Source organism: Pseudomonas sp. Sample_11 (genome assembly GCF_004307505.1).
GTDB classification, from domain to species: Bacteria; Pseudomonadota; Gammaproteobacteria; order Pseudomonadales; family Pseudomonadaceae; genus Aquipseudomonas; species Aquipseudomonas atacamensis.
Map to the genome: position 1 here is coordinate 1 of NZ_RCOD01000060.1, position 12821 is coordinate 12821.

General features: G+C 60.3%; 14 protein-coding genes. 12 read left to right on the forward strand and 2 right to left on the reverse strand.

Translation table 11 applies throughout. The features are described from left to right. The 12 genes from D8U60_RS17125 to D8U60_RS17180 form a co-directional block, all read left to right on the forward strand. The coding region (locus tag D8U60_RS17125) for an aldehyde dehydrogenase family protein (protein ID WP_130900568.1) at positions 1-275 on the forward strand (275 nt) is incomplete at its 5' end. Positions 276-447: 172 nt separating this feature from the next. Further along, positions 448-1899 carry an ethanolamine permease gene (eat, locus tag D8U60_RS17130; RefSeq protein WP_039761854.1) on the forward strand — a complete coding sequence of 484 codons (1452 nt, stop codon included), beginning with the start codon at positions 448-450 and terminating at the stop codon, positions 1897-1899. A 52-nt stretch (positions 1900-1951) separates the two neighbouring features. Further along, a complete protein-coding gene (locus D8U60_RS17135; protein WP_039761855.1) occupies positions 1952-3346 on the forward strand; it encodes an ethanolamine ammonia-lyase subunit EutB in 1395 nt (464 codons plus the stop codon). A 5-nt stretch (positions 3347-3351) separates the two neighbouring features. Beyond that, positions 3352-4176 carry an ethanolamine ammonia-lyase subunit EutC gene (eutC, locus tag D8U60_RS17140; protein WP_016773003.1) on the forward strand — a complete coding sequence of 275 codons (825 nt, stop codon included), beginning with the start codon at positions 3352-3354 and terminating at the stop codon, positions 4174-4176. 115 nt (positions 4177-4291) lie between these two features. Continuing rightward, positions 4292-4753: a GNAT family N-acetyltransferase gene (locus D8U60_RS17145; RefSeq protein WP_016773002.1), complete on the forward strand. Its 462-nt coding sequence runs from the start codon at positions 4292-4294 to the stop codon at positions 4751-4753. Between the two features lie 228 nt (positions 4754-4981). Continuing rightward, a complete protein-coding gene (locus tag D8U60_RS17150; protein ID WP_016773001.1) occupies positions 4982-5632 on the forward strand; it encodes a DedA family protein in 651 nt (216 codons plus the stop codon). 4 nt (positions 5633-5636) lie between these two features. Continuing rightward, entirely contained in the window at positions 5637-6449 is an 813-nt protein-coding gene (locus D8U60_RS17155) for a M90 family metallopeptidase (protein ID WP_130900569.1), read from the forward strand. 112 nt (positions 6450-6561) lie between these two features. Next, entirely contained in the window at positions 6562-7089 is a 528-nt protein-coding gene (ppa, locus tag D8U60_RS17160; protein ID WP_003205933.1) for an inorganic diphosphatase, read from the forward strand. Between the two features lie 320 nt (positions 7090-7409). Further along, positions 7410-8156 (forward strand): S24 family peptidase, encoded by a 747-nt coding sequence (locus D8U60_RS17165; RefSeq protein WP_073475694.1) that lies wholly within the window; start codon positions 7410-7412, stop codon positions 8154-8156. A 424-nt stretch (positions 8157-8580) separates the two neighbouring features. Continuing rightward, positions 8581-8820 carry a type II toxin-antitoxin system RelB/DinJ family antitoxin gene (locus tag D8U60_RS17170; protein WP_039761862.1) on the forward strand — a complete coding sequence of 80 codons (240 nt, stop codon included), beginning with the start codon at positions 8581-8583 and terminating at the stop codon, positions 8818-8820. After that, on the forward strand, positions 8810-9106 hold the full coding sequence (locus tag D8U60_RS17175; protein ID WP_041477706.1) for a type II toxin-antitoxin system RelE/ParE family toxin: 297 nt from the start codon (positions 8810-8812) through the stop codon (positions 9104-9106). The genes D8U60_RS17170 and D8U60_RS17175 overlap by 11 nt, the downstream gene beginning before the upstream one ends. A gap of 148 nt (positions 9107-9254) precedes the next feature. After that, positions 9255-10340, forward strand: coding sequence for a macro domain-containing protein (locus D8U60_RS17180; protein ID WP_130900570.1), 1086 nt, complete (start codon positions 9255-9257; stop codon positions 10338-10340). A gap of 45 nt (positions 10341-10385) precedes the next feature. Here D8U60_RS17180 and D8U60_RS17185 read toward each other — a convergent pair whose 3' ends face one another. Both D8U60_RS17185 and D8U60_RS17190 read right to left on the reverse strand, forming a co-directional pair. After that, on the reverse strand, positions 10386-11198 hold the full coding sequence (locus D8U60_RS17185) for a DUF2135 domain-containing protein (RefSeq protein WP_110646086.1): 813 nt from the start codon (positions 11196-11198) through the stop codon (positions 10386-10388). Between the two features lie 3 nt (positions 11199-11201). After that, positions 11202-12821: a DUF2300 domain-containing protein gene (locus D8U60_RS17190; protein WP_130900571.1), complete on the reverse strand. Its 1620-nt coding sequence runs from the start codon at positions 12819-12821 to the stop codon at positions 11202-11204.

Sequence of the window (12821 nt, forward strand, 5' to 3'; positions counted from 1 at the left end):
AAGCCGAAGCCCTGGCGATTGCCAACGACACCGAGTTCGGCCTCGGCGCCGGCCTGTGGACCCGCGACATCAACCGCGCCTACCGCATGGGCCGGGCGATCAAGGCCGGTCGCGTGTGGACCAACTGCTACCACCTCTATCCGGCGCATGCCGCGTTCGGCGGTTACAAGAAGTCCGGCGTCGGGCGTGAAACCCACAAAATGATGCTCGACCATTATCAGCAGACCAAGAACCTGCTGGTGAGCTACGACATCAATCCGTTGGGATTCTTCTGATCCTGCGATGCTGATCGTTCCCACGCGCAGCAAAGGAATGCCTCAACGGACGCTCCGCGTTCGGTTTCGAAGGGACGCGGAGCGACCCGGGCTGCATTCCCACGCAGAGCGTGGGAACGATCAGGTTCCTGGCTGTAGCCGGGCCTATAAAACAATAAGAAAGGTGAACCCTATGCCAAGCGAATCCCCGGCCGGCGCTCCGGCGACCGGCTCCTCCGTCGACTTCGAAAAAGTCGGCTCCGACTACTTCCAACAACGCGAACTGAAAAAAGGCGCCGCTGGCTGGGTCCTGCTGGTCGGCCTCGGCGTCGCTTATGTGATTTCCGGCGACTACGCCGGCTGGAATTTCGGCCTCGCCCAGGGTGGCTGGGGCGGCATGTTTCTCGCCACGCTGCTGATGGCGACCATGTACCTGTGCATGTGCTTTTCCCTGGCCGAACTGTCGTCGATGATTCCCACCGCCGGCGGCGGCTACGGTTTCGCCCGCAGTGCTTTCGGACCGTGGGGCGGGTTTCTCACCGGCACCGCGATCCTCATCGAGTACGCCATCGCCCCCGCTGCCATCGCGGTGTTCATCGGCGCCTACTGCGAGTCGCTGTTCGGTATTGGCGGCTGGATGATCTACCTGGCGTTCTACATCATCTTCATCGCCATCCATATTTTCGGGGTCGGCGAAGCGCTCAAGCTGATGTTCATCATTACCGCCGTCGCCGCGCTGGCGCTGGGCGTGTTTCTGGTGGCGATGGTGCCGCACTTCGACGTTGCCAATCTGCTCGACATCCCGGTGACCACTGCGGTCGGCGCCAGTCCGTTTCTGCCGTTCGGCTATGTCGGCGTATGGGCGGCGATTCCCTATGCGATCTGGTTTTTCCTTGCCGTTGAAGGCGTGCCATTGGCCGCAGAAGAAACCAAAAACCCCAAGCGCGACCTGCCGCGTGGCCTGATCGGGGCAATGCTGGTGCTGCTGATGTTTGCCCTGCTGATTCTGATCGTCGGCCCTGGCGGCGCTGGTGCGAATTCGCTGCTGACCTCGGGTAACCCGCTGGTCGAAGCACTGAGCAAGGCCTACGGTGGCTCGACCTGGATGGGCAGCTTCGTCAACCTTGTCGGTCTGGCGGGGCTGATTGCCAGTTTCTTCTCGATCATCTACGCCTACTCGCGGCAGATCTTCGCGCTGTCGCGGGCCGGTTACCTGCCGCGCAAACTGTCGCAGACCAACAAGAGCAAGGCGCCGGTGCTGGCCCTGGTGATTCCCGGCATCATCGGCTTCGGTCTGTCGCTGACCGGCCAGGGCGACCTGCTGATTCTCGTCGCGGTGTTCGGCGCTACCATTTCCTATGTGCTGATGATGGCCGCGCACATCACCCTGCGCATCCGGCGCCCCAAAATGGACCGGCCGTACCGCACGCCGGGTGGCATTTTCACCTCGGGTGTGGCGCTGGTATTGGCGTGCATCGCCGTGGTGGCGGGCTTCCTCGTCGATCCACGGGTGGTGATCGGCGCGGCGATCATCTATGGAGTGTTAATTGCTTACTTTGCTTTCTACAGTCGGCATCACTTGGTAGCGGGCACGCCGGAAGAAGAATTCGCGGCGATTCAAAAAGCTGAACAAGCCTTGCACTGATTGTCGAAAACCACGGCGCAGACGCATTCTGCGCCGTCACGGAGAACGCTGAATGGCCAGTTTTGCTCACACGGTCGGCGCGCAGACTTACCGCTTCGACAGCCTCAAAGACGTCATGGCCAAGGCCAGCCCCGCCCGCTCGGGGGATTTTCTCGCCGAGATCGCCGCGCTCAACGACGGCGAACGGGTGGCCGCGCAAATGGCCCTGGCGGACATCCCGCTCACCCACTTCCTGCAAGAAGCGCTGATTCCCTACGAAGCCGATGAAGTCACCCGGCTGATCATCGACACCCACGACAAGCAAGCCTTCGCCGTGGTCAGCCACCTCACCGTTGGCGGCTTTCGCGACTGGCTGCTCAGTGATGCGGCGGACGAAACCAGCCTGCGCGCCCTCGCCCCCGGTTTGACCCCGGAAATGGTCGCCGCCGTGTCGAAGATCATGCGCGTGCAGGATCTGGTGCTGGTCGCGCAGAAAATCCGCGTGGTCACCCAATTTCGCGGCACCCTCGGTTTACGCGGGCGCCTGTCGACCCGCCTGCAACCCAACCACCCGACTGACGAGCCGTCCGGCATCGCCGCGAGCATTCTCGACGGCCTGCTCTACGGCAACGGCGACGCAATGATCGGGGTCAACCCGGCCACCGACAGCATCGCTTCGATCTGCGCGATGCTGGAAATGCTCGACGCGATCATCCAGCGCTATGACATCCCGACCCAGGCCTGCGTGCTGACCCACGTCACCACTTCGATCGAGGCGATCAACCGTGGCGTGCCGCTGGATCTGGTGTTCCAGTCGATTGCCGGCACTGAGGCTGCCAATGCCAGTTTCGGCATCAACCTCAACGTGCTGCAGGAAGGTTACGACGCCGGGCTCAGCCTCAAGCGCGGCACCCTCGGGCAGAACCTGATGTATTTCGAAACCGGTCAGGGCAGCGCGCTGTCGGCCAACGCCCACCACGGCGTCGATCAACAGACTTGCGAGACAAGGGCCTACGCCGTGGCGCGACATTTCAAGCCATTCCTGGTGAACACCGTCGTAGGATTTATCGGCCCGGAATACCTCTACAACGGCAAACAGATCATCCGCGCCGGCCTTGAAGATCATTTCTGCGGCAAGTTGCTCGGCGTGCCGATGGGCTGCGACATCTGCTACACCAACCACGCCGAAGCCGATCAGGATGACATGGACACCCTGCTGACGTTGCTCGGCGTCGCCGGGATCAACTTCATCATGGGCATCCCCGGCTCGGACGACATCATGCTCAATTACCAGACCACTTCGTTTCACGACGCTTTGTACGCACGCCAGACCCTGGGCCTGAAACCGGCACCAGAGTTCGAACAATGGCTGGCCAACATGGGCATCTTCACCCAGGCGGACGGCAAGGTTCGCTTCGGCAACAACCTGCCGCCGGCCTTCCGCCAGGCCTTGGCGCACTTGGGATGAGTCTTATGGAAAAACCTCCGGTCGATCCGCAAAACCCCTGGCTGGAACTGCGCCGCCTGACCCCGGCACGCATTGCCCTGGGCCGCACCGGCACCAGTCTGCCGACACGGGCGCAGCTGGATTTTCAGTTTGCCCACGCCCAGGCCCGCGATGCTGTGCACCTGGCCTTCGATCACAGCGAAATCAGCGCACAACTGAGCGAGCGCGGACGGGAAACCCTGGCGCTGCAAAGCGCCGCGCCGGACCGACACACCTACCTGCAACGCCCGGATCTGGGGCGCAAGCTCAGCGATGAATCGGCGCAGACCTTGCGCGACTACGCCAGCCAACATCCGGGCGGCGTCGATCTGGTGATGGTCGTCGCTGATGGCCTGTCGGCACTGGCGGTGCATCGCCACACCCTGCCGTTCCTGACGCGCCTGGAAGAGCAGATGAGCGGCGACGGCTGGTCCGTGGCACCGGTGGTGCTGGTCGAGCAGGGCCGAGTGGCCATCGGAGACGAAATCGGCCAACTGCTCGGGGCGAAAATGGTGGTAATGCTGATCGGCGAGCGTCCGGGCCTGAGTTCGCCGGACAGCCTCGGGCTGTATTTCACCTACGCGCCAAAGGTCGGCCTGACCGACGCGTATCGCAACTGCATTTCCAATGTCCGGCTTGAAGGTTTGAGCTACGGCATGGCGGCGCATCGCTTGCTGTATCTGATGCGCGAGGCCTGTCGGCGGCAGCTGTCGGGGGTCAACCTGAAGGATGAAGCTCAGCTGCACACATTGGAGGCGGACGACGCTGTCGACATGAAAGGCAACTTCCTGCTCGATCCACCGCCAGCCTGAACCGTTTCCGCATTGCCTTTCTGCGCTGCTTTCAGGCAGGATCGACGCACGGCCGCCCGGGTTTCCCATCGCCGTCAGAGCAGTTGAAGACAGCCACTTGAAGACGAGACCTATCATGCGGATTATTCAAGCGACCCTCGAACATCTGGATTTGCTGACTCCTTTGTTCGTCAAATATCGCGAGTTCTACGGCTCCCTGCCTTACCCGGATTCCTCCCGCGCGTTCCTCGAAAAACGCCTGCGCCGCAAAGAGTCAGTGATCTATCTGGCCCTGGCCGACGATGACGACAAGAAACTCATGGGCTTCTGCCAGCTCTATCCGAGCTTTTCGTCGCTGTCGCTCAAACGCGTGTGGATTCTCAACGATATCTACGTTGCCGAAGATGCGCGCCGGCAACTGGTGGCCGACAACCTGATCCGCACCGCAAAGAAAATGGCCAAGGAAACCCAGGCCGTGCGCATGCGCGTCTCGACCAGCGCAAACAACGAAGTGGCGCAGAAAACCTACGAATCGATCGGCTTCAAGGAAGACACCGAGTTCAAGAACTACGTACTGCCGATCAGCGACGAGCTCTGACTCCAACGGCTTCGGTGATGAGGGAGTCCGCTCCCTCGCCACGGCCGCCCCTTCCCTGACAATTGCTCACTTCGCGACACTCCCCGCTACAAAACCGACGCGCTTTTCATCGCTCAGACCGTATAATCCCGATCTTTCCGGCTTGTAAGAAAAACTACACCCCGCTGTAGGCTTACACGAAGTCATCCGCACAGGCCTGCCGAGTCGGGCCGTCATACAGGTGCCCCCATGGATTTCAACCCGCTCGACCTTATCCTGCATCTCGATGTGTATCTCGATTTGCTGGTGAACAACTATGGGCCATGGATCTACGCCATCCTGTTTCTGGTGATCTTCTGTGAAACCGGTCTGGTGGTGATGCCGTTCCTGCCGGGTGACTCGCTGCTGTTCATCGCTGGCGCAGTGGCGGCCGGCGGTGGCATGGATCCGGTGCTGCTCGGCGGCCTGCTGATGCTGGCGGCGATCATGGGCGACAGTACCAACTACGTGATCGGACGCACGGCCGGGGAGAAGCTGTTCAGCAACCCGAACTCGAAAATCTTCCGTCGCGACTACCTGCAAAAAACCCACGACTTCTACGACAAGCATGGCGGCAAAACCGTGACCATGGCGCGTTTCCTGCCGATCATCCGCACCTTCGCGCCGTTCGTCGCGGGCGTGGCGCGGATGCCGTACCCGCGTTTCTTCGGCTTCAGCGTGCTCGGTACCATCCTCTGGGTCGGCGGTCTGGTCACCCTGGGTTATTTCTTCGGCAACGTGCCGTTCATCAAGAAAAACCTCTCGCTGCTGGTGGTGGCAATCATCCTGCTGTCGCTGGTGCCGATGATCATCGGCGTGGTGCGCAGCCGGTTCGGCGGCACCAAAGTGCAATCGCACTGATCCGATGTGGTCACTGAGCGCCTGGCGACGCCGGCGCCTCCTGGCCAGGCACCCGATTGCCGACGACCTGTGGCAACGGGTGCGCGATCAACTCTCCTTCCTCGATGGCATCAGCGCGACTGAAGACCAGTGGCTGCGCGAAGCCTGTGTGCTGTTTCTCGACGACAAACACCTGACCGCCCTGCCCGGCGTCGAACTGCATCAGGAACAGCGCCTGCTGCTCGCCGCCCAAGCGCAGTTGCCGTTGCTGCATCTCGGCGATCTGAACTGGTATCAGGGTTTCCACGAGATCGTGCTGTACCCGGATGACTTCCTCAGCCCGCAACGTCATCGCGATGCCAGCGGCGTCGAGCATGAGTGGGACGGCGAACACAGCGGCGAAGCCTGGCAACAGGGGCCGGTGATTCTCGCCTGGCCCGGCGTACAGGCCAGCGGTGGCTGGGAAGGCTACAACCTGGTGATCCACGAACTGGCGCACAAGCTCGATATGCTCAACGGCGACGCCAACGGCCTGCCGCCACTGCACACCGACATGCGCGTCAGCGACTGGGCTGAAGTGATGCAGGCCGCCTACGACGACCTCAATCGCCAACTCGACCACGATCCAGACGCCGAAACCGCCATTGATCCCTACGCCGCCGAGAACCCGGCGGAGTTCTTCGCCGTCACCAGCGAATACTTCTTCAGCGCCCCGGATCTGCTGCATGAGGCTTATCCACAGGTCTACTTGCAACTGCAGCTTTTCTACCGGCAGGATCCGTTGGGCAGACTGCAGCAACTTCAGGCCACAGACCCGGTCTATCAGGCGCACGACTAAGCTCTGCACGACTTCTGGTACGTGGCGTCGGCGTAGGAATGTGCCTATAATCGCCGCCACTTTTTGGTCAATCCGGCCAAGTGTTTTTGGTCAACTACGGGGGCAACGCCCAATGAGCTACAGCAAGATTCCGGCTGGCAAAGACCTGCCGAACGACATCTACGTCGCGATCGAGATCCCGGCCAACCACGCGCCGATCAAATACGAAATCGACAAAGACAGCGATTGCCTGTTCGTTGACCGTTTCATGGCCACCCCAATGTTCTACCCGGCCAACTACGGTTACATCCCGAACACCCTGGCTGACGACGGTGATCCCCTCGACGTGCTGGTTGTGACCCCTTACCCGGTAGCGCCAGGCTCGGTAATCCGCGCGCGTCCAGTCGGCATCCTGAACATGACCGACGACGGCGGCGGCGATGCTAAAGTCATCGCCGTGCCACATGACAAGCTGTCGCAGCTGTACGTCGACGTGAAGGAATACACCGACCTGCCACCCCTGCTGATCCAGCAGATCGAGCACTTCTTCGCGAACTACAAGGATCTCGAGAAGGGCAAGTGGGTCAAGATCGAAGGCTGGGCCGGTGCAGACGCCGCCCGCGAAGCGATCACCAAGTCGGTTGCCGCCTACAAGGGCTAAGCCAATGCGCCTTGCGTGACGCTTGAAAAAAACCCCGGATTTCCGGGGTTTTTTGTTATTGGCGTCTGCATAATCGACTCGGTTGTTCTGGTCGATATAACTCGAAATACACCTTGGTTGGCCCCCTCTCCCTCCGGGAGAGGGTTGGGGTGAGGGGCTCTTGAAAAAGCCCGACTAAACAAACCGTTTAAATTCCTACATGCAGTTTTAATCTGTTTAATTTCCCACAAGTACGTCTTACATCCCGTCGCAAAATACAGGCTTTTTTTGAACGCCCGGTTTATTCAAACCGCTCTAGTCCGGCCGTAGACTCCGTGTTTATGAGAAAGAACACTAGCGGTCCACGATTCAAGGCACTCCTGGAAGCAGCGAACATCAGCACCACGGATTTCGCAAGGTTCTGGGGCACGGAAGCCCAAAACGTTCATAACTGGTACACCCGGGGCGTCCCGGCGTATCGCATGGAAGAAGTCTCACGCCTGTTGTCGGTCAATAGTGAATGGCTGAAAACCGGGGAAGGCGTCAAGGAGGTCGCGCGCCTGCACCCACCCGCCAGCAACGGCGACACGTTCGATGCCCAGTCCATCTGCGGCGTCTACACCGTCATCAACCCCAGCGACATCGACCTGGCATTTTTCAAGGAAACCCCGATCGCCAACGGCGACGGCAAAACCCACGTCATCCTCGACCCCGACCAATCCCTGCGCCTGCCCCGCGCCCACCTCGATCAACTCGACATCCAGCACGCCAATGCCATCTGCGCGCACATGATCGGCAACAGCATGGCCGATCGCATCGAAGACGGCTCCATCGTCGCCATCGACCGCGGTCTGACCCAGGTCGTCGACGGCGAAATCTACGCCGTAGAGCACGACGGCATGCTGCGCATCAAATACCTGCACCGCATGCCCGGCAACGGCCTGCGCATGCGCAGCCACAACAGCGCCGAATACCCCGACGAGGTCTTCCGGCCGGCGCAGATCGAAGAGCAGCGGATTCACATTCTTGGCTGGGTGTTCTGGTGGTCGACACTGGGCAAGCGCCGGCCGGTGGTGCCGTTTCTATGACTGTTTGCCAGAACCTGTGGGAGCGGGCTCGCCCGCGAAGAGGCCCTGACAACCGGTACAAATCCCGAGTTTGTACCGCTTCAGTCGCTCTAAACCGCACTTGAGGCTGGGAATCCAAAGCAAAACTCAGTATCCTGCGCCCCACATTCGCGCATCGACCCGCCCAGCGGCTCGGATGACGCCCGACGCGGCAGACCAACGTCTGACCAAGTCCCACAGCCGGACGCAGATCCGGATGTACGTTTTGAAGGCTGGCGCGGTTTACCAAAAATAAACCAAGCCAGTCCCCGAGAAGCCGGCCACAAGCCGGCTTTTTAATGCCTGCAAAAAGGCTACGCCTACCGTCCGGAACTTGAATTCTCACTTGTCGAGAACGCGATCCCCTTGTTACCGTAACGACAACCGTCATTACAGGTATCCCATCATGGCTTCCATCAACATCCGCATCGATGATGATCTGAAACAGCGCTCATTCGCAGAACTCGAAAAGCTCGGCGTCACGCCGTCGGAGCTTCTGCGCCAAACCCTCCAATATGTAGCAGAGCGAGGCAAGTTACCCTTCAAAGCGGCGCTGCTCAGTGAAGAGGATGAAGCGCTGATTGCCGTAGTCACCGAACGTCTCGCATCCCCTCAGCGGGTCAAGGTGAGTCTGGATGACTTATGAGCTTGAGTTTGATCGACGTGCGTTAAAAGAGTGGAACAAGCTGGGCGATACGGTTCGCCAACAGTTCAAAAAAAAACTGGCTGAGGTCTTGGAGAATCCTCGAATCGAAGCCAATCGGCTTCGCGAGCTACCAGACTGCTATAAAGTGAAATTGAAAAGCGCCGGTTATCGCTTGATCTATCAGGTACTTGATCACGAAATCCTGGTGTTCGTGGTCGCCATAGGCAAACGTGAGCGGGAGGCAGCCTACGAGGTTGCGCAAGATCGCTTGCCATCCCGGACCTGATTTCGAAACATCCCATTTGCCGGACGCACGCCGCCGAGGTGCAAGTGCTGATCATTTGTAAAAAGTACAACGCGTACACCCTCAGAAGCAGACATCGCACCCAGAGCCTGACGTTGCATGTCCATGCGCGTCCCAAATGGTATTTCCAATGATCAGATTCACCCAAGGCAACCTGCTGGAAGCCAAAACAGAAGCCCTCGTCAACACGGTGAATACCGTAGGCGTGATGGGCAAGGGCATCGCATTGATGTTCAAAGAGCGCTTTGCGCAGAATTACCGCGTGTATGCAGCGGCGTGTAAGGCCGGGGAAGTAGAAACCGGCAAAATGCATGTGACTGCCACCAACGAACTCGACGGCCCTCGCTGGATCGTGAATTTCCCCACCAAGCGCCACTGGCGGTCGCCGTCGCAGATGGCATGGATCACCGAAGGTTTGCATGACCTGCGGCGGTTCCTGCTTGAAAACGAAGTGAAATCCGTTGCGGTTCCACCGTTAGGTGCTGGTAACGGCGGTTTGAAGTGGCCTGACGTCCGTGAACAGATTGTCGAAGTGTTGGGAGATCTCGATGCTGATGTCTTGGTGTTCGAGCCGTCCAATCAGTATCTGAATGTCGCCAAACGCGCGGGCGTAGAAAAGCTCACGCCAGCCCGGGCGCTTATCGCCGAACTGGTTCGTCGCTACTGGGTTTTAGGCATGGAGTGCAGTCTGCTGGAGATTCAGAAGCTCGCCTGGTTTCTTGAGCGCGCTATCGAGCAGCTGCCAGATACCGAGAACCTTCTGAACCTGAAGTTCGTCGCACATAAATATGGCCCATACGCCAACCGGCTTGAACACCTGCTTGATAACCTCGATGGCAGCTATCTGCACTGTGACAAGCGCATCAGCGACGCAGGCATTAATGATGTGATCTGGTTTGATCAAGATCGCAAAGCGTTTTTACAAACGTATCTCAAGACTGAGGCCAAGGCATATTCGCAAGCGTTGGAACGTACGGCTCAACTGATTGACGGTTTTGAATCGCCATTCGGTATGGAGTTATTGGCCACGGTCGATTGGTTGTTGAGCCAGGAAGGGGTATCTGCGACTGTTCCAGCGCTACGCGAAGCATTGAAGCATTGGGAAGGTGGCGCCGGTGCTGCGGCTCGCAAGAGCAAACTGTTCGATGATCAGGCCCTTGATATTGCGCTCAAGCGCCTGACATCCAGTACTTTCCGGCCTGGATTAGCGGCCTGAAAGACGCTCGATAAAATTGGGCAGCAACCTGCTGCCCAATTTCCGTCACGGATAACTGAACGACTTCACCAGCGTCAATTCCCCGGCCGTCCGCATCGGCACTACAAACGTCTCCATCTTCTCGCTCGGCGTGCCTTCTTCTGTGATGACCGTCACCTGCGCCGTGGTCAGCGCCTGCACCGCTTCATCCCCACCTTCGTCATCCCCGCGATATCCGCCGCCGTAATAATTCACGTACACCAGATACTGCCCTTTGATCGGCGCGGGCATGGCGGCGATCTCCGGGCCGTAGCCGGTGGTGACGTCGACGTCGAGGGCGGCGCCGTTGGCGGCGCTGCGGTTGCCATACCAGATGTGGGCGCCATCGGGGGTGATCAGGTGCAGGTCGAGGTCGGTGCCGTCGCTGTCCCAGGCGAGCAGGACGCGCAGTTTGGCCGGGGTGGCGCCGCCGCGGGCGTTGAGGAATTGCGTGCGGTGGCGTTGCTGGCCGTCGGCGCTGCGCACTTCGACGCTGTTGCTGCCGTTGGGGAAGGAGAACGGGCGATCGAAGCCGCCGGCGGGGTCGATTTTCAGCGGCATGCTGACGCCGTTGACGATCAGGCGGCCGGGTTCGTTGTTCTTCGGCACGGCTTTGATCTGGCCGCTGATTCTGGCGGTATTGGCCTGGCCAAGCGGTGTGTTGACCGACGAGGCCGGGTAGTTGACGGTCTGGCGGAAGCTTTCGCCCTCGCCTTGCGGTGCGCCGCTGCGCCAGCCGCCCACCGGGGTGTCGAGTTTGACGCCATCGGCGGCGAATGCTTGCGGCAGCACGTTGAGGGCACAGAGCAGCAGCAAGACCTGTGGATAACGGAGTGTCATGGTCTATTCCAGCAAAAGGTGACGGGCGAGCCCTTCGATGTAGGTTTCATCCTGGCCGTTGGGGTGTGCTTCGAAGGCCAGGTGCAGATATTCATGAGTCAGGTCGAGGCGATCCTGCAGGGTCAGTACCCCGCGCACGTAAATGCGCTGGCGTTCGCGGTCGACGAAGGGTCGGCCGAAGGCGAGTTTGCATACGGCGAAAGTGCTGACTTCGTTGTAGCCGGTTTCGCTTTCAAGCCTCGGACGCCAGCCGCGTCGCTGCTTTTGCAGCCAGTCTTGCGCGGCGGGCAATGCTTCGCAGGAGGCGACCGGGTTGTCCCAACGGCTGAGGCTGGCGCGTGGATAGGCGTGCAGCAGAATCGCGTCGTAACGTTGGCCGGCGTTCGCTTGCTCGACGGCTTGCTGCCAGGCGAGTTTGTCCGGGCCGGGCTGGTCGGAGTGATAGGTGACGGTGCTGCCGGCCAGTACCAGGTCCGCCGTCCACGCCGCGATGTTGCGTGACTCGGCCGAGGCTGGACGCGGGGCGACGCGCTGGCGATTGCTGCTGTCGTCGATGCTCAGGCAGTCGCCGTTGCGCGTGGCGTTTTGCAGCAGATAAGTGCGGATCGCTACGGCCAGCGCCTTGGCGGCTTCGGCGGGTTGCGGTTTGGCTTCGCGTTCGAGAACGCGAGCGACATATTCTTCGCGATCAAGTCTTGCGACGAGTTTGTCGTTGAGCAGAAACAGTTCGCCATCGCTGTGGATGTCCAGCGCATTGCCGTTGGCGAATTCGACGCGGTAGTCGCCGCGCAATGGCCCGGACGTGGCGACACGGTCCCCGACCAGAACCTTCGAAACCGGATATTTCGAAAACAGCCCGACTTCCACACAACGCCCCGTGTCCGCTGGCCACGCCGTCGGCAACACGCTGGCCAGCGCCTGACCGTAGTGACGCAGAACCATTTGACTGGTACCGCGCCCACCCGCCCAGATCGGTGCGCCGTCGGCGCTCCAGCCGGCGAATCCACCCTGGCGCGATTGTGCATCCTGGTCGCCGAGCCAGCTCCAGGTCTTCACCCGCAGGCGTCCGCCCAACTCGCCGACAACATTGCCGTCCGACGCGTTCAGCACGACATCGAGCAGCACGCGGCGCATCTGTTCCTGCGCTGGCAGCAACGCCAGAACGCTCAATAACTCGGCAACCGAAACCCTTGTTGCCGGTTGCACGGCTGGCAAATCCAGCAACCACGACGGCGCTTGCCGCGCCTGCCAATACGCTCGCCAATCCGTCGCTGCAATGCCCAACCGCGCCGGTTCGAAATACAGACCGCAGGATTTCACCAGCGCCTGATCCCGCTCTATCCTGCCGCCCGCCGAGCAGCAATAAACTTCTTCTTTGGACTGCCCGCGACATTCATACGCCGGTTCCTGTGCACCGGTATCCACCAGCCACGCGTAGACGAACAACTTCCACAGACTGCCCAGCGGCGCATCCAGCGACGCTGGCAACGGTTCGCGCTTGGTCAGTTGCGTCTGACTCAACGACAACAAGTCGCCCTGATAGGCCACGCGCAACGGCTCGTCCTGCGCTGTCGCCAGCGCAGGCATCACACCCATCAGCAGCCACAACAGCGGCCGGCGCAT